At 60.3% G+C, this 16,287-nt stretch carries 16 protein-coding genes; 8 read left to right on the top strand and 8 right to left on the bottom strand.

The genetic code is table 11. The annotated features are described in order from the left end of the window. Positions 1-31 precede the first annotated feature (31 nt). The 5 genes from ACA074_RS25820 to ACA074_RS25800 all read right to left on the bottom strand — a co-directional run bounded on the left by ACA074_RS25820 (position 32) and on the right by ACA074_RS25800 (position 4,296). Positions 32-295 (bottom strand): hypothetical protein, encoded by a 264-nt coding sequence (locus tag ACA074_RS25820; RefSeq protein ID WP_103304375.1) that lies wholly within the window; start codon positions 293-295, stop codon positions 32-34. A 309-nt stretch (positions 296-604) separates the two neighbouring features. Then, positions 605-1,081, bottom strand: a complete 477-nt coding sequence (locus ACA074_RS25815; protein WP_497678016.1) for a thioesterase family protein — start codon at positions 1,079-1,081, stop codon at positions 605-607. A 113-nt stretch (positions 1,082-1,194) separates the two neighbouring features. After that, positions 1,195-2,160, bottom strand: a complete 966-nt coding sequence (locus tag ACA074_RS25810) for an L-carnitine dehydrogenase (protein WP_187679671.1) — start codon at positions 2,158-2,160, stop codon at positions 1,195-1,197. Between the two features lie 228 nt (positions 2,161-2,388). Beyond that, entirely contained in the window at positions 2,389-3,276 is an 888-nt protein-coding gene (cdhC, locus tag ACA074_RS25805; RefSeq protein WP_093429893.1) for a 3-dehydrocarnitine:acetyl-CoA trimethylamine transferase CdhC, read from the bottom strand. A gap of 75 nt (positions 3,277-3,351) precedes the next feature. Further along, positions 3,352-4,296: a choline ABC transporter substrate-binding protein gene (locus ACA074_RS25800; protein ID WP_489879353.1), complete on the bottom strand. Its 945-nt coding sequence runs from the start codon at positions 4,294-4,296 to the stop codon at positions 3,352-3,354. Positions 4,297-4,488: 192 nt separating this feature from the next. Here ACA074_RS25800 and ACA074_RS25795 point away from each other — a divergent pair, with 192 nt between their 5' ends. Next, on the top strand, positions 4,489-5,433 hold the full coding sequence (locus tag ACA074_RS25795) for a GlxA family transcriptional regulator (RefSeq protein ID WP_401270907.1): 945 nt from the start codon (positions 4,489-4,491) through the stop codon (positions 5,431-5,433). A gap of 138 nt (positions 5,434-5,571) precedes the next feature. On the opposite strand, the gene ACA074_RS25790 is transcribed toward ACA074_RS25795, so the two are convergent. The 3 genes from ACA074_RS25790 to ACA074_RS25780 form a co-directional block, all read right to left on the bottom strand. Continuing rightward, a complete protein-coding gene (locus ACA074_RS25790) occupies positions 5,572-5,988 on the bottom strand; it encodes a DUF3010 family protein (protein ID WP_103304488.1) in 417 nt (138 codons plus the stop codon). 28 nt (positions 5,989-6,016) lie between these two features. Next, on the bottom strand, positions 6,017-6,340 hold the full coding sequence (locus tag ACA074_RS25785) for a helix-turn-helix domain-containing protein (protein WP_497658232.1): 324 nt from the start codon (positions 6,338-6,340) through the stop codon (positions 6,017-6,019). Between the two features lie 103 nt (positions 6,341-6,443). Next, positions 6,444-6,845, bottom strand: a complete 402-nt coding sequence (locus tag ACA074_RS25780; protein WP_489879355.1) for a lysozyme inhibitor LprI family protein — start codon at positions 6,843-6,845, stop codon at positions 6,444-6,446. Between the two features lie 234 nt (positions 6,846-7,079). Between ACA074_RS25780 and ACA074_RS25775 the strand changes: the two genes are divergently transcribed. The 7 genes from ACA074_RS25775 to ACA074_RS25745 all read left to right on the top strand — a co-directional run bounded on the left by ACA074_RS25775 (position 7,080) and on the right by ACA074_RS25745 (position 15,555). Next, positions 7,080-8,057 (top strand): dipeptidase, encoded by a 978-nt coding sequence (locus tag ACA074_RS25775; RefSeq protein ID WP_194935229.1) that lies wholly within the window; start codon positions 7,080-7,082, stop codon positions 8,055-8,057. A gap of 78 nt (positions 8,058-8,135) precedes the next feature. Beyond that, a complete protein-coding gene (locus ACA074_RS25770; protein ID WP_005792152.1) occupies positions 8,136-8,666 on the top strand; it encodes a DUF5943 domain-containing protein in 531 nt (176 codons plus the stop codon). Positions 8,667-8,681: 15 nt separating this feature from the next. Then, a complete protein-coding gene (gene dgcA, locus ACA074_RS25765) occupies positions 8,682-10,742 on the top strand; it encodes a dimethylglycine demethylation protein DgcA (RefSeq protein WP_497678015.1) in 2,061 nt (686 codons plus the stop codon). 164 nt (positions 10,743-10,906) lie between these two features. Further along, positions 10,907-12,856 carry a dimethylglycine demethylation protein DgcB gene (gene dgcB, locus ACA074_RS25760; RefSeq protein ID WP_497615497.1) on the top strand — a complete coding sequence of 650 codons (1,950 nt, stop codon included), beginning with the start codon at positions 10,907-10,909 and terminating at the stop codon, positions 12,854-12,856. Continuing rightward, entirely contained in the window at positions 12,856-14,076 is a 1,221-nt protein-coding gene (etfA, locus tag ACA074_RS25755) for an electron transfer flavoprotein subunit alpha (protein WP_401270896.1), read from the top strand. The genes dgcB and etfA overlap by 1 nt, the downstream gene beginning before the upstream one ends. Positions 14,077-14,085: 9 nt before the next feature. Next, positions 14,086-14,856, top strand: a complete 771-nt coding sequence (etfB, locus tag ACA074_RS25750; protein ID WP_401270893.1) for an electron transfer flavoprotein subunit beta — start codon at positions 14,086-14,088, stop codon at positions 14,854-14,856. A 132-nt stretch (positions 14,857-14,988) separates the two neighbouring features. Next, positions 14,989-15,555: a GNAT family N-acetyltransferase gene (locus tag ACA074_RS25745; protein ID WP_497678014.1), complete on the top strand. Its 567-nt coding sequence runs from the start codon at positions 14,989-14,991 to the stop codon at positions 15,553-15,555. Positions 15,556-16,287: the final 732 nt, after the last annotated feature.

Genomic DNA, 16,287 nt, shown 5'->3' with positions numbered 1-16,287 from the left:
TGTGAGCTGGCTTGCCAGCGATGACGGCCTGTCAGGCGCTATGTGTCTGTTGGTACTGCGCCAATGCCGGCAACAACTGCTTATCGATGGCCTGACGCACCGCCGGCTGAATGCTCGCGCCGCTGGTGTACATGTCCTTGACCATCTTGCGCAATTCAAACGCGCGAACGTTATCCAGGCCACGCACCGCACACTCGCAAGCCTGCTCCGCCGTGGAGCCGCTCGGCACTTGAAATCCCAATGCCTTGAGCTGGCCCAACAGGTCTTCCTGATCGATCAAATCGGCATACATCATGAGGCGAATCCTTCTTCGGCAACGGAGGTCGTGGCTCGATTCTCGTAGGCAAGGGGAGGGACGGCAAGGGCGATTTGTCGCAGTGGCCGCGACTGCTATGAACAGGTCGTTTTCGGCTAACTCGTCATAAAGGGGAGTGGGCACACTGACCTCAGCTTGCAACACGAAGGTTTGGTCACCCTCGCACGGCAGCTCCTCAACAGTACCCTCTGCCCCGATCCTGTCACGGCTGGTATCGGGGCTTTTTTTGTCTGTGAGTCAGCGAAACCGATATCCGCAGCAACCTCTCATCTCGGTCGATAGAGGTTTTTACTTGGCGGGTGGCAGGGCGATGACGCGGCCGATGTAAGCGGGGGCGGGCAGGTCGGTCTGCTCGGCGACGATGGCTTGCAGGCGGCTCAGGGTGTCGGCACTGAACGGCGCCGAACGCGGGCCGGCAAGGTCGACGTGGAGAAGCATTTGTTCGTTGCCGGCCAGTTCCTGGTCCTCTCCGACCTTATGCAGGCTGTGATAAAGGTGCAGGCGCTTGCTGTCGTGGCCGATGATTTGCGTGCGCACTTCGACGTCGGTGTCGAGCTTCACTTCATGCAGGTAATTGAGGTGCAGCTCGAGGGTGAACAGCGAGTTGCCGCTGGCTTCGCGGTTGTTGCTGTCCATGCCGAGACGGTCCATCAGGGCGTCGGTGGCGTAGCTGAAGATCAGCAGGTAGAAGGCATCGCGCAGATGGCCGTTATAGTCGACCCAGTCGGGGATGATGCGGGTTTGGTAGGTGGTGAGGTGGGGCATGGTTTGGATTCCGGCAGTTGGCGGGTCGTTAGGATCAAGAGCAACCCCCTCACCCCAGCCCTCTCCCCCAAGGGGGAGGGCTAGGGTGAGGGCAGCAGTTTGAAGCGGACGCATCACTCGCTGAAACTCATCCCATGCTTCTCCTTGGTAGCTTTCACCGCCTCAAGCACCGCTAGCAAACAATCATCACGATAGCGCTCCAGCGCCGAGATGCTGCGCTCGCCAAGCTGTTCACTGGTGCCATCCACCACGTCATCGATCAACTTGTCGGTCAACTCCGGCGCCGGCAGATACGTCCACGGCAACTGCAACGCCGGGCCGAATTGCGACATGAAGTGGCGCATGCCGGCATCGCCACCCGCCAGGGTGTAAGTCAGGAAAGTGCCCATGAACGACCAGCGCAAACCGGCGCCAAAACGGATCGCATCGTCGATCTCGCCGGTAGTCGCAACGCCATCGTTGACCAGGTGTAGCGCCTCGCGCCACAACGCTTCGAGCAAGCGGTCGGCGATGAAGCCCGGAACTTCCTTGCGCACATGCAGCGGACGCATGCCGAGGGATTCGTAGACTTTCATCGCCGCTTGCACGGCTTCGGGCGCGGTGTTTTTGCCGCCGACCACTTCGACTAGCGGCAGGAGGTAAACCGGATTGAACGGATGACCGACCACACAGCGTTCCGGGTGCGTCGAACTCTCGTAAAACTCACTCGGCAACAGGCCTGAAGTACTCGATCCAATCAAAGCATTGGGCTTGGCCGCTGCGCTGATTTTGCTGTGCAGTTCCAGTTTCAGCTCCAGGCGTTCCGGGGCGCTTTCCTGAATGAAATCGGCATCGCGCACGCATTCTTCGATGGTCGCGACAAAACGCAGGCGATCTTGGGATGCGCCCGGCGCCAGGCCGCTTTTCTCCAGTGCGCCCCAGGCATTGGCCACGCGTTTGCGCAGTGCCGCTTCAGCGCCGGGCGCCGGGTCCCAGGCCACCACATCGAGGCCGTGGGCGAGGGCGCGGGCAACCCAGCCGCTGCCGATGACACCGCTGCCGAGGGCGGCGAAGGTTTTGATTTCGGTGATAAAGCTCATGGCGATTTCCTGAGAGAGTTCGGTGATCCCTGTGGAAACTCTGTTCTTGTGGCGAGGGGATTTAGCGAAACGTCGCACCGTCCCGATCGGCTGCGAAGCAGTCGTAAAACCAGCACCCTCGGTCTATCTGATGCCCCGGGTTGTCAGGTTTTGGGGCGGCTTCGCCACCCATCGGGGATAAATCCCCTCACCACAAAATTTATGTTCACAGGGGAGAAAGGGTGAGGTTCAGCCGCGCTGGGTCAGGCCCATCTTCTTGCGGCCTTCCGCCGGGGTCAGTACCCGGGCACCGAGGCGGCTGAGGATCTCGGTGGCGCGTTCGACCAATTGACCGTTGGTCGCCAGCACGCCCTTGTCCAGCCACAGGTTGTCTTCCAGGCCGACCCGAACGTTGCCGCCGAGCAACACTGCTTGCGCGGCCATCGGCATCTGCATGCGGCCGATACCAAACCCGGCCCACACCGCGTCCGCCGGCAGGTTGTCGACCATGGCTTTCATGGTGGTGGTGTCGGCCGGCGCGCCCCACGGGATGCCCAGGCACAGCTGAAACAACGGGTTGTCGAGCAAGCCTTCCTTGATCATCTGCTTGGCGAACCACAGGTGACCGGTGTCGAAAATTTCCAGTTCCGCTTTCACGCCCAACTCGGTAATGCGCTTGGCGCCTGCCCGCAGCTGAGCCGGGGTCGAAACGTAAATGGTGTCGCCATCGCCGAAGTTGAGGGTGCCGCAATCGAGGGTGCAGATTTCCGGCAGCAATGCTTCAACGTGAGCCAGGCGCGTCAGCGGGCCGACCAGATCGGTGTTCGGGCCGAACTCCATCGGATTCTCGCCAGCGCCGATCTCCAGGTCGCCGCCCATGCCGGCGGTGAGGTTGACGATGATGTCGACGTCCGCCTCGCGGATGCGCTCCATCACTTCGCGGTACAGCGCCACGTCACGGCTGAACTTGCCGGTCTGTGGATCGCGCACATGGCAGTGCACAACGGTGGCGCCGGCCTTGGCCGCTTCTACGGCGGCTGCGGCGATCTGTTTCGGGGTGACCGGCACGTGGGGGCTCTTGGCGGTCGTGTCGCCAGCACCGGTAAGTGCGCAGGTGATGATGACGTCGTGGTTCATGAGGCGGTTTCCTTCAGGCGTGATGGGTCTGTTCGCAGCCCTTGCCGGACTGCGAAGCGATGATTCAGTGGTGGGTTATTGGCTGGTCAGTTGCAGGTTTTCAGCGGCTGGTTTGCCGTCGAAAGTGGTCACACCTTCGAGCCAGCGCTGTTTGTCTTGCGGGTGATCCTTGAGCCATTGCCTGGCCGACTCAAAGGCGTCCTTGTGATCGAGCAGCGGCTGCATCATCCGGCTCTCGTCTTCGGCGGTGAACGTCAGGTTGCTCAGCAGGCGACCGATGTTCGGACATTGCTCGGCGTATTTCGGTGCGGTGACCGTCCACACCGTGGCCATGCCTTCGTTCGGGCCGAGCGCGTCGTCGCTGCCGGTGAGGTAGGTCATCTTGACGTTGACGTTCATCGGGTGCGGCGCCCAGCCAAAGAACACCACGGCCTCTTTGCGGCGCACGGCGCGATCGACGGCGGCGAGCATGCCGGCCTCGCTGGACTCGACCAACTGGAACTTGCCGAGGCCGAACTGGTTTTTTGTGATCATTGCTTTGATTTGGGTATTGGCGCCCGAACCCGGCTCGATGCCGTAGATCTTGCCGCCCAGTTCTTTCTCGAATTTGGCGATGTCGGCGAACGTCTTCAGCCCCTTGTCGGCCAGATAGGTCGGCACAGCGAGGGTGGCGCGGGCGTCTTTGAGGCTTGGTGCTTCAAGGACTTTGACCTGATTGGCATCGACGAACGGGGTGATGGTCTGGGTCATCAACGGGTTCCAGTAGCCGAGGAACAAGTCCAGACGCTGGTCGCGGATCCCGGCGAAGATGATTTGCTGGGACGCGCTGGTTTGTTTGGTGCTGTAGCCGAGGCCGTCGAGCAGCACCTGGGTCATGGCACTGGTGGCGATCACGTCGGTCCAGTTGACCACACCCATGCGCACGTTCTGGCAAGACGCGGGTTCGGCCGCCATGACGCTGGCGCTCAAGAAAGCGGTACCGCTGAGTGCAAGAACACAGCTGCTGATCAGTCGTTTCATGTCGGGTTCCTCGGCAGGTCGTTTATTGTGAGTTCCGGCATCTGGCGTGCCGGTGATGCAAAGTTACGCAGCTGCACGCCTTTGAAAGCGCACTGCGGCGACTGGCATTTGCACTGTAGCGACCTGTGCGCTTGAACGCTGACGACAATCGGCGTATCAACGATCCACGCTACCCGCCGACCGAGTGCGCACATGTCCCAGGATTTCTACTTTTTGCTGATGCCGGGGTTCTCCGCCATCGGCTTTATTTCCGCGATCGAACCGCTGCGTGTGGCCAACCGCTTTCGTGGCGAGTTGTACCGCTGGCATGTGCTGAGCGCTGACGGCGGGGCGGTGCTGGCGAGTAACGGCATGTCGGTCAACGCCGACGCGGCGTTGGAGCCGCTGAAGAAAGGCGCGACGTTGTTGGTGGTGGCCGGCTTCGAACCGCTGAAGTTCGCCACGCCGACGCTGGAGCATTGGCTGCGGCGGCTGGACAACGAAGGCGTGACCCTCGGCGCCATCGACACCGGCAGTTTCGTCCTCGCCGAGGCTGGCCTGCTCGATGGTCATCGCCTGACTCTGCACTGGGAAGCCATCGACGCCTTCAAGGAATCTTATCCACAGCTCAGCGTGACCCAGGAGCTGTTCGAGATCGACCGTCGACGCATCACCTCGGCCGGTGGCACGGCGTCTATCGATCTGATGCTCGACCTGATCGCCCAGGCCCACGGCCCGCAACTGGCGATTCAGGTCAGCGAGCAGTTCGTGTTGGGGCGCATCCGTCCGCGCAAAGACCACCAACGCATGGAAGTCGCCACGCGCTACGGCATCAGCAACAAGAAGCTGGTTCAGGTGATTGGCGAGATGGAACAACACAGCGAACCGCCGCTGACCACGTTGGCGTTGGCGGAATCGATCAAAGTGACCCGGCGCCAGCTTGAGCGCTTGTTTCGGCTGCATCTGAACGACACGCCGAGCAATTTCTATCTGCGTCTAAGGTTGGAAAAGGCCCGGCAGTTGTTGCGCCAGACCGACATGAGCGTGCTGGAAGTCAGCATCGCTTGCGGCTTTGAATCACCGTCCTACTTCACCCGCAGCTACCGCGCACGTTTCGCCCGTTGCCCGAGAGAAGACCGCCGTACCGCCAACGCCTGAATGGGTGTATACAAAACCAATGTGGGAGCGAGCCTGCTCGCGAATGCGGTGTGTCATTCAACACCAATGTCGACTGACAGATTGCATTCGCGAGCAGGCTCGCTCCCACAGTTGGTTTGTGTCGTCTGGAAGATCGGGTTACTTCTTCACCAGCGCCGAACACGCCGCCTTGTAAGCCTCATGCTGATACTTGTTCAGCGTCCCCGGCAGTTCAAAATTATGCTTCTTGGCCTGGGCATTGATCGTCTGCGGTGACAACAACGTCACCTCACACCCATCGAGCAACTGAAACACGCCCTCAATCTTGAACGTGGTCGGCCCACCGGCAAACTCACCCTTCTTGCTGCGCTTCTTGATCGCAATCCGATCAATCGAGTTCTCCCGCACAAACGAAGCGACCTGCGCGGCGAAGCGCTTGACGTTGGCCGCCTCGTCGTCATCGTCGAGGGCGATTTTCTTGGTGCTGAGGGCGACGTGACTCAGGGTCGAACCGTCGAGAGCGGCCACGGCAATGATCGCTTCGCTGCCTTTGATTTCAATGCCGCAGATGTTCATGGGAATTCCTTTGAATGAAGAGGGCAGCCTACAACTCAAGTTGATTGGCCGTGATGCCGAATGCTGCTGCAATTTTCTCGCGGGTCGTCCTGCGTGGCTTCGCTACCGTTTCCTGTTGAGCGAACGCCGGCTGGGAAATTCCCAGACGTTTCGCCACTTCTTCCTGAGTCAGGTTCAGGTGTTCGCGCCAGGCGCGGATCGGTGTCGCCCCGTCGACCATTCGACTGACCACCTCATGCGGGATCAGATCGGGCTGCATTTTCTGTGCGACGTATTGCGCATAGGGAATGACTACGAAGGCGGGGTTACCCTCGGCATCGTTGATGATTTGGATGTCGGCAGATTGATTCATGGCAGTGGAAATATAAGTCTTTTATAAGATTTTCAGATCTTTACTTATATTTTCCAGGCGGCCAATCAACAACGTTTGTCAGCATGTTGCCGAACTTTCAGGATTACTCCTGCCCAATCGACTCCAAAAACTCCGACCGCTCATCACTCATCCGCGCCACACAGTCATTTTGCGCAATCTTGAACGCCTTGCTGCCTTCGGTGGCCGGGAAGGCTTCCACCGCGCAATCGGCGTCGCGGGTTTTCAGCCACTGCTGCTGGGCAGTCTTCAGCTTGGCGGTGATGTCGGCCAGCTGCGCCGGGTTCTTGCCGTACGCGGTTTGCATGCGTTCGGCGAGGCTGGCGTAGTTGTCCTTGAGCAGGTCTTCGGCGGTGGTACGGCTGTAGGTCGAGCATTCCAGGGTCTGGACGTCGCTTTCGACTGCGTCGCACGGGTTGTTGTCGGACTCTTCAGCGGCGTGTACGCCGGTCGCAATCAAAGCCAAAGCCAGGAAGATCGATTTCATTGATGTCGCCGCTCTAATCCAGTGGTGTTTCCAAGATGCGGGAGATTCTGGCTCAAGCTTGCAGGCTTGAACAGGTGGCTGGTCGGGCCGCTTGGTGACCCTTTGTCGCGGATTGACGCTTTCGGCAATTCCCCTGTCGTTTTTGCACCCGGTCGCCCCTGCACCGAGGCATATGCTGGCCCCAAAGCGCCGGCAGACGATTCGGCGCATGAATCGCCAATAAGGGGACGCCTGATGAGCCCAGCCGAATTACACGCCGACAGCATCGTTATTGACGGTCTGATCATTGCCAAATGGAACCGTGAGCTGTTCGAAGACATGCGCAAGGGCGGTCTGACGGCGGCCAACTGCACCGTGTCGGTGTGGGAAGGCTTTCAGGCGACCGTGAACAACATCGCTGCCAGCCAGAAGCTGATCCGCGAAAACAGCGACCTGGTGATGCCGGTACGCACCACCGCAGACATTCGTCGCGCCAAAGAGCAAGGCAAGACCGGTATCCTGTTCGGCTTCCAGAATGCCCACGCGTTTGAAGATCAGATCGGCTATGTCGAGGTGTTCAAGCAGCTCGGCGTCGGCATCGTGCAGATGTGCTACAACACCCAGAACCTGGTCGGCACCGGTTGCTACGAGCGTGACGGCGGCCTGTCGGGCTTCGGTCGCGAGATCGTTGCCGAGATGAACCGCGTTGGCGTGATGTGCGACCTGTCCCACGTCGGTTCCAAGACTTCCGAAGAAGTCATCCTCGAATCGAAAAAACCGGTCTGCTATTCCCACTGCCTGCCGTCGGGGCTCAAGGAGCACCCGCGCAACAAGTCCGATGAAGAGCTCAAGTTCATTGCCGACCACGGCGGTTTCGTTGGCGTGACCATGTTCGCGCCGTTCCTCGCCAAGGGCATCGATTCGACCATCGACGACTACGCCGAAGCCATCGAATACGTGATGAACATCGTTGGCGAAGATTCCATTGGCATCGGCACCGACTTCACTCAGGGCCATGGCCAGGACTTCTTCGAATACCTGACCCACGACAAGGGTTACGCCCGCCGTCTGACCAGCTTCGGCAAGATCATCAACCCGCTGGGCATCCGCACCGTCGGCGAGTTCCCGAACCTGACTGAAACCCTGCTCAAGCGTGGCCACTCCGAGCGCGTGGTGCGCAAGATCATGGGCGAGAACTGGGTGAACGTCCTAAAGGACGTCTGGGGCGAATAAGCCGCTGCACTTCTGAATCCTTTCCTCCGGCCGTCCGCGCCAGGGGCAACAAACCAAATTTTCTGGAGTTAAGTTTCCATGGCCAAGATCGCCCCGCAATTGCCAATCGAAGTCGACAGCGAAACCGGTGTCTGGACCTCCGACGCCCTGCCAATGCTGTACGTGCCGCGCCACTTTTTCGTCAACAACCACATGGGCATCGAAGAAGTGCTGGGCGCCGACGCCTACGCCGAAATCCTCTACAAGGCCGGCTACAAGTCCGCCTGGCACTGGTGTGAAAAAGAAGCCGAATGCCACGGCCTGGAAGGCGTTGCGGTGTTCGAGCATTACATGAAGCGCCTGTCGCAACGCGGCTGGGGCCTGTTCAAGATCCAGGACATCGACCTCGACAAAGGCACCGCCAGCGTCAAGCTCGAGCACTCGGCGTTCGTCTACGTGTACGGCAAGGTCGGGCGCAAGGTCGACTACATGTTCACCGGTTGGTTTGCCGGTGCCATGGATCAGATTCTTGAGGCTCGCGGCAGCAAGATCCGCACCGTTGCCGAGCAAGTCTACGGTGGCTCCGAAGAAGGCCACGACGACGGCCTGTTCACCGTCAAGCCGTTGTAAGTCGAGGAACCCGCCATGGCTTTCGAAGCAATGTTCCAGCCGATCCAGATCGGCAAACTGACCATCCGCAACCGCGTGCTCAGTACCGCGCACGCCGAGGTCTACGCGACCGACGGCGGCATGACCACCGATCGCTACGTCAAATACTACGAAGAGAAAGCCAAGGGCGGCATCGGCCTGGCGATTTGCGGTGGCTCCTCCAGCGTGGCCATCGACAGCCCGCAAGGCTGGTGGAAATCGGTCAACCTGGCAGACGACCGGATCATCCCGCACTTCCAGAATCTGGCCGATGCCATGCACAAGCATGGCGCCAAGATCATGATCCAGATTACCCACATGGGCCGCCGCTCGCGTTGGGACGGCGAGCACTGGCCGACCCTGCTGTCGCCGTCGGGTATCCGTGAACCGGTGCACCGCGCAACCTGCAAAACCATCGAGCCGGAAGAAATCTGGCGGGTGATCGGCAACTACGCCACCGCTGCGGCGCGCGCCAAGGCCGGTGGTCTGGACGGTGTCGAACTGTCGGCCGTGCACCAGCACATGATCGACCAGTTCTGGAGCCCGCGCGTCAACAAACGCACCGACGAATGGGGCGGCAGCTTCGAGAACCGCATGCGTTTCGGTCTGGAAGTGCTCAAGGCTGTGCGTAAGGAAGTCGGCGACGATTTCTGTGTCGGCATCCGTCTGTGCGGTGACGAGTTCCACCCGGACGGCTTGTCCCACGAAGACATGAAGCAGATCGCCAAGTATTACGACGACACCGGCATGATCGACTTCATCGGCGTGGTCGGTTCGGGTTGCGACACCCACAACACCCTGGCCAACGTAATCCCCAACATGAGTTATCCACCGGAGCCGTTCCTGCATCTGGCCGCCGGGATCAAGGAAGTGGTGAAAGCGCCGGTGCTGCACGCGCAGAACATCAAGGACCCGAACCAGGCTACGCGCATTCTGGAAGGCGGTTACGTCGACATGGTCGGCATGACCCGCGCGCATATTGCCGACCCGCACCTGATCGCCAAGATCAAGATGGGGCAGGTCGACCAGATCAAACAGTGCGTCGGCGCCAACTATTGCATCGACCGTCAGTACCAAGGGCTGGATGTGCTGTGCATCCAGAACGCCGCAACGTCCCGGGAATACATGGGCGTGCCGCACATCATCGAGAAGTCCACGGGCGTCAAACGCAAAGTGGTGGTGGTCGGTGCCGGGCCTGCCGGGATGGAAGCCGCGCGTGTTGCGGCCGAGCGTGGCCACGACGTGACCCTGTTCGAGAAGAAAGACTTCATCGGCGGGCAGATCACCACGGCTTCGAAAGCACCACAGCGCGACCAGATCGCCGGCATCACCCGCTGGTTCCAGCTGGAACTGGCGCGCTTGAAAGTCGATCTGCGTCTGGGCACGGCTGCCGACGCGGCGACCATCCTCGATCTGCGTCCGGACGTAGTCGTGCTGGCGGTCGGCGGGCATCCGTTCCTTGAGCAGAACGAACACTGGGGCGCTGCCGAAGGGCTGGTGGTCAGCAGTTGGGACGTGCTCGACGGCAAGGTCGCGCCGGGCAAGAACGTGCTGGTCTACGACACCATTTGCGAGTTCACCGGGATGTCGGTTGCCGACTTCCTCGCTGACAAGGGCAGCCAGGTCGAGATCGTCACCGACGACATCAAACCGGGCGTGGCCATTGGCGGTACGTCGTTCCCGACCTACTACCGCAGCATGTACCCGAAAGAAGTGATCATGACCGGCGACATGATGCTGGAGAAGGTCTACCGCGAAGGCGACAAGCTCGTGGCGGTGCTGGAAAACGAATACACCGGCGCCAAAGAGGAGCGGGTGGTCGATCAGGTGGTGGTGGAAAACGGCGTGCGTCCGGATGAAGAGCTGTATTACGGGCTCAAGGACGGTTCGCGCAACAAGGGCCAGATCGACATTGACGCACTGTTCGCGATCAAGCCGCAGCCCTCGCTGAGCACCACGGGTGACGGCTACTTGCTGTTCCGCATCGGCGATTGCGTGGCGCAGCGTAATACCCACGCTGCGATCTACGACGCACTGCGCCTCTGCAAGGATTTCTAAGCTGCTGAACTGATCGTTCCCACGCTCTGCGTGGGAATGCCGCAATGGACGCTCCGCGTCCGCTTTGGGACGCGAAGCGTCCCGGGATGCATTCCCACGCAGAGCGTGGGAACGATCATCGAACGCCCGTGTTTCTCCAGGCTGTACTGGTGGGAGCTTCACCTATGTTGAACACCCTTCTTCCAATCCTGTTGTTCGCAGCCCTGGGCCTTGGCGTCCTCGGCGCCTTGCGGCGGGTGGCCATGTGGCGTCGGGGCCGAGCCTCGAAGGTCGATCTGATCGGTGGCCTGTTCGCCATGCCCAAGCGTTACATGGTCGACTTGCACCATGTGGTGGCGCGGGACAAATACATCGCCAACACCCACGTGGCCACGGCCGGCGGTGCGGTGGCGTCGATTGTGCTGGCGATTCTGGTGCACGGTTTCGGCCTGCATAACCGCATCCTCGGCTATGCGTTGCTGCTGATGACGGCGGTGATGTTCGTCGGCGCGATCTTCGTTTACCTGCGTCGACGTAACCCGCCGGCACGGTTGTCGAAAGGCCCGTGGATGCGCTTGCCGAAAAGCCTGCTGGCGTTCTCGGCGTCGTTCTTTCTGGTGACCTTGCCGGTGGCCGGGATCCTCCCGGAAAACTTCGGCGGCTGGATATTGGCGGTGATTCTCGGCGTCGGTGTGCTGTGGGGCGTGTCGGAATTGTTCTTCGGCATGACCTGGGGCGGGCCGATGAAACACGCCTTCGCCGGTGCCCTGCACCTGGCGTGGCACCGTCGCGCCGAGCGTTTTGGCGGTGGTCGTTCCACCGGTTTGAAGCCGCTGGACCTCAACGATCCCTCCGCGCCGCTGGGCGTGGAAAAACCCAGGGATTTCACCTGGAACCAGTTGCTCGGCTTCGACGCCTGCGTGCAGTGCGGCAAGTGCGAAGCGGCGTGCCCGGCCTTCGCTGCCGGCCAGCCGCTGAACCCGAAAAAGCTGATTCAGGACATGGTCGTCGGCCTCGCTGGCGGCACTGACGCCAACTTCGCTGGCAGTCCGTATCCGGGCAAACCGATTGGCGAGCATTCAGGTAATCCACATCAACCGATCGTTAACGGTCTGGTCGATGCCGAAACCCTGTGGTCGTGCACCACTTGCCGCGCCTGCGTCGAGGAGTGTCCGATGATGATCGAGCACGTCGACGCCATCGTCGACATGCGCCGTCACCTCACGCTGGAAAAAGGCGCGACGCCGAACAAGGGCGCCGAAGTCCTGGAAAACCTGATCGCCACCGACAACCCCGGCGGTTTCGCTCCGGGTGGGCGGATGAACTGGGCGGCGGATCTGAACCTCAATTTGCTGAGCGAAAAGAAATCCACCGACGTGCTGTTCTGGGTTGGCGACGGCGCTTTCGACATGCGCAACCAGCGCACCCTGCGTGCATTCGTCAAAGTGCTGAAAGCGGCCAAGGTCGACTTCGCCGTACTGGGGCTCGAAGAGCGAGACAGCGGCGACGTAGCCCGCCGTTTGGGTGATGAAGCAACCTTCCAGTTGTTGGCCAAACGCAACATCCAGACCTTGGCCAAATACAGCTTCAACCGCATCGTTACCTGCGATCCGCACAGTTTCCATGTGCTGAAAAACGAATACGGCGCCTTTGATGGCAACTACCTGGTGCAGCATCACAGCACTTACATGGCTGAAATCATTGAGGCCGGCGCGCTCAACCTCGGTCAGCACAAAGGCAACAGCGTGACCTATCACGATCCGTGCTACCTCGGCCGCTACAACGGCGAGTACGAGGCGCCGCGTGAAGTTCTGCGCGCGCTGGGTATCGAAGTCAAAGAGATGCAACGTTCCGGCTTCCGTTCGCGCTGCTGCGGCGGCGGTGGCGGTGCGCCGATCACCGACATTCCGGGCAAGCAACGCATCCCCGACATGCGCATGGACGACATCCGCGAGACCGGCGCCGAGCTGGTGGCCGTGGGTTGTCCACAGTGCACGGCGATGCTCGAAGGCGTGGTTGAACCGCGTCCGCTGATCAAGGACATCGCCGAACTGGTGGCCGACGCCCTGCTCGAAGACGCTGCGCCAGGCAAGCCGACTACGCCGGCCAAACGTGAACCTGCGGAGGCCCACTGATGAGCGACATTATCCGCCGCGACCCGCGCGCCGAATGGATTGCGCGTAACCGTCTGCATCCATTGCACGCGGCCATGCAACCGGCGCAACACAGTTGGATGGGCCCCAATGGCGTCATCCGCAAGAACCTGCATGGCATTGGTTTTATCGGCCCCAACGGCATCAAGCGCATTGACCGCAGCGGCGCGCAGCAGGGCGGGGCGGTCAAACGCTCGGCCACGGTTGAGGTGCAACTGCCGCTGCATCAGGTGCCGGCTCCGGCGTTCTACATCAGCGTGGTGCCGGACATGGTCGGCGGCCGCTTGAGCAGCCATGATCGCGATTTGCTCGGCCTCGCCCATCAACTGGCCGGCAAGGACGGCGCGGTGTTGGCTGTGGTCTTCGGCGAGCACAAGGAAAACGCTTTCGCCACCGCAGGCGTCGATCGCTTGCTGGTGCTGGAGGGCGAGGAATTCAGCGGTTACGCACCGGAGCAGCGTGTGCAAGGTTTGCGCGCTGTGGATAACCAGTTCAACCCGCGTCACTGGCTGCTGCCGGACAGCCGCAGCGGTGGCGGTGAACTCGGTCGACGCTTTGCTGCGGCATTGGGCGAACGCCCGGCGACACGTGTGTGGCAGGTCAAGGATCAGGAATGCATCGGCCGCGCTGGCGCGGGTCTGCAGGATTTGGCGCGTCCCGTTGCGCGGTTGATTCTGGCCTCGGCCGAATGTGCGGAACCTGTCAGCGAAACCCGTCACGAAGCGCTGCCCGTGGAGTTATCCACAAGCGTCGCGCGCAGTCTGTCGCGCATTGAAGATCTAGGTGCGGTGGCAGTCGATCCGGCGGCGATTCCAATGGCCGAAGCCGAGTTCATTTTCTCCGGCGGTAACGGGGTCAAGGACTGGGCATTGTTCCACCAGACCGCTGCTGCACTCGGCGCCACCGAAGGCGCGTCGCGGGTGGCGGTGGACGACGGCTTCATGGCGCGCGACCGGCAGGTCGGCGCGTCCGGCACCTGGGTCACCGCGCGGGTGTATGTCGCCGTGGGGATTTCCGGAGCGATCCAGCACCTGCAAGGCATCGGTGCCTGCGACAAAGTCGTGGCGATCAACCTCGATCCGGGTTGCGACATGATCAAACGCGCCGACCTGTCGGTGATTGGCGAGAGCGCGGAGATTCTTCAGGCCTTGATCGCGGCGGTTGAGGCTTACCGCAACGACGCCAAGCGCGATGCGGCTTAAGGAACGGCTATGAACACAAAAATCATCAGTTTGGTTTCAATCGGCGCCCACCCGACCTCCGGCCGGCCACGCCGCGCCGAACAGGATGCCCGTGCCGTGGAGTTGGGCCTGCAACTGGCTGGGGATAACCTGCAAGTGCTGCATGCCGGCGATGTTGCGGAACCTGCATTGCGCGCCTATCTGGGCATGGGCCTTGAGCAGATGCATGTGCTGGAACAACCGGCAGGCGCCGATGCATTGCCGGCACTGACCGCGTATCTACGTGATGCCGGTGCGCAGGTCGTGCTGACCGGTAGCCAGGCTGAAACCGGTGAAGGCTCGGGGATGCTGCCTTTTCTGCTGGCCGAAGGCCTGGGCTGGCCGCTGGTGGTCGGTTTGGCCCAGGTTGAGTCGATCAATGACGGTTCGGCGCTGGTGCTGCAAGCGTTGCCGCGCGGGCAGCGGCGGCGGTTGAAGGTGCGGCTGCCGTTTCTGGCGACTGTGGATAACGCCGCACCGAAGCCTCGGCAGAGTGCGTATGGGCCGGCACGTCGCGGGGAGTTGAATGCCGAAGACGTGGAGGTGCTGGACGATGAATTGCTCGCAGTAGCGACACTGCAACCGGCCAAGCCTCGGCCGAAACGCTTGAAAGTGATCAAGGCCAAGAGTGGCGCTGATCGGATGAAGGCTGCTACGGCCAAGGCCAGTGGCGGCGGTGGGCAGGTGTTGAAAGGGGTGACTGCCCAGGCCGGGGCTGAGGCGATTCTCAAGTTGCTGATTGAGGAGGGTGTTGTCCGCTGAGGCACCGAGCATTTCCTGCGGGCGATGACATGACAGGCAGTCATTGACTGACATGTAAAGTCGTCGAATGCAGGTTGTCGAGGGTTTCAAACGCGGGTTAAAACAACGCTCAAGCCATAAGGAGTCAAGTGAATGACTGTTGAGTTTCGACCTGCGCGGCGTACGGATGCGCGTGAGATTGCCCGCTTGTTCCAGATTTCCTCGGAGGGGGCTGCGGATTACATCTGGAGTCAGTTGGCCGAGCCTGGGGAAGCGCTACTGGATGTCGGTGCACGTCGATATGCCCGCGAAGATGTCGACTTTTCTTTTCAGAACTGCCTCATCGCTGAAGCCGACGGCCGCGTCGTCGGGATGATGCACAGTTATGCCACACACGAAAATCCTGATCCGACACCCCCTACCGATCCGGTGCTGGCGCCTTACGCCGATATGGAGGTTGCGGACACGCTCTACATCTCCAGCCTGGCGCTGCACGAAGGCTGGCGTAATCAGGGATTGGGCGTGCAGTTTCTTGAGTATGCTCAGGCGCGCGCAGAGCGTTTGGCGCTCAATGGCTTGAGTCTGATCGACTATGCCGCCAATACCGGCGCAAGAAGGTTTTATGAAAGGCATGGTTTCGCCATCGTCAAAACCTGTCAGGTGACGCCTCACCCAATGATCCGTGTGACGGGTGACGCCTATCTGATGCATCGTGCTTGATACCTGCGAACAACAGGCGGTTTGAGGCCACGTTACCCACAATCCCTGTTGGCCAATCTGTGGATAACGTGTTCGCCCATCCCTGCACCCCACGCCAATCAAGCCCTCCAGGCCCCAGATCAAAAAACAACCAGCCTAACTAACGGTTTTTCCACGCTTTTTTCGCTGGAAAACTGCGCAAGTTGCCCCCAATCTCTGTTGGCGCTTCTGTGGATAAGATGTTCGCTATCTGCTAAGCGCCTTATAGAACGTGGCTTTCAAGAGATTGGTCAAAAACTGATCAAATCGCGGATTCTCATCCGATCGCCTCTCTATAACGCCCGGTTTTTCACAGTCTTGGATGCTTTTCCACAGCACCCGCAAAGTTACCCCCGAACTCTGTTGGCGCTTCTGTGGATAACGTGTTCGCTATCCGCTACAGGCCAATTAATACGTGGCTTGTAGAGAATTGATCAAAAAACATCCAACGCTTATCCCAAACCATGCTTCTGGATAAGTCACGTTTTTTCTTCACTTATTCACCGATGTTTTTCCAACTCATCCACAGTTGTCCCCAATTGCTGTGGGTGGCTATGTGGATAACTTGTTCGCCAAAGCCGCTAAGCCCCGGCGGCTATAGTCCAAATCGCAATTGATCACATTTCATACAGTTCTAAGGCGTTGCCTTGACTTCGATTACTCCGCTGTCTTCACTGCAATAGCACAAGGACAGCCGTCACTTATCCACATCTG

The organism is Pseudomonas sp. LBUM1655 (genome assembly GCF_059716085.1).
This window is presented reverse-complemented; position numbering and strand designations above follow the sequence as displayed.

Bases quoted from the DNA above. Each gene is read 5' to 3' on its own strand.
- ACA074_RS25820 (WP_103304375.1), bottom strand. From the start codon at position 295: ATGATGTATGCCGATTTGATCGATCAGGAAGACCTGTTGGGCCAGCTC.
- ACA074_RS25815 (WP_497678016.1), bottom strand. From the start codon at position 1,081: ATGCCCCACCTCACCACCTACCAAACCCGCATCATCCCCGACTGGGTC.
- ACA074_RS25810 (WP_187679671.1), bottom strand. From the start codon at position 2,160: ATGAGCTTTATCACCGAAATCAAAACCTTCGCCGCCCTCGGCAGCGGT.
- cdhC (WP_093429893.1), bottom strand. From the start codon at position 3,276: ATGAACCACGACGTCATCATCACCTGCGCACTTACCGGTGCTGGCGAC.
- ACA074_RS25800 (WP_489879353.1), bottom strand. From the start codon at position 4,296: ATGAAACGACTGATCAGCAGCTGTGTTCTTGCACTCAGCGGTACCGCT.
- ACA074_RS25795 (WP_401270907.1), top strand. From the start codon at position 4,489: ATGTCCCAGGATTTCTACTTTTTGCTGATGCCGGGGTTCTCCGCCATC.
- ACA074_RS25790 (WP_103304488.1), bottom strand. From the start codon at position 5,988: ATGAACATCTGCGGCATTGAAATCAAAGGCAGCGAAGCGATCATTGCC.
- ACA074_RS25785 (WP_497658232.1), bottom strand. From the start codon at position 6,340: ATGAATCAATCTGCCGACATCCAAATCATCAACGATGCCGAGGGTAAC.
- ACA074_RS25780 (WP_489879355.1), bottom strand. From the start codon at position 6,845: ATGAAATCGATCTTCCTGGCTTTGGCTTTGATTGCGACCGGCGTACAC.
- ACA074_RS25775 (WP_194935229.1), top strand. From the start codon at position 7,080: ATGAGCCCAGCCGAATTACACGCCGACAGCATCGTTATTGACGGTCTG.
- ACA074_RS25770 (WP_005792152.1), top strand. From the start codon at position 8,136: ATGGCCAAGATCGCCCCGCAATTGCCAATCGAAGTCGACAGCGAAACC.
- dgcA (WP_497678015.1), top strand. From the start codon at position 8,682: ATGGCTTTCGAAGCAATGTTCCAGCCGATCCAGATCGGCAAACTGACC.
- dgcB (WP_497615497.1), top strand. From the start codon at position 10,907: ATGTTGAACACCCTTCTTCCAATCCTGTTGTTCGCAGCCCTGGGCCTT.
- etfA (WP_401270896.1), top strand. From the start codon at position 12,856: ATGAGCGACATTATCCGCCGCGACCCGCGCGCCGAATGGATTGCGCGT.
- etfB (WP_401270893.1), top strand. From the start codon at position 14,086: ATGAACACAAAAATCATCAGTTTGGTTTCAATCGGCGCCCACCCGACC.
- ACA074_RS25745 (WP_497678014.1), top strand. From the start codon at position 14,989: ATGACTGTTGAGTTTCGACCTGCGCGGCGTACGGATGCGCGTGAGATT.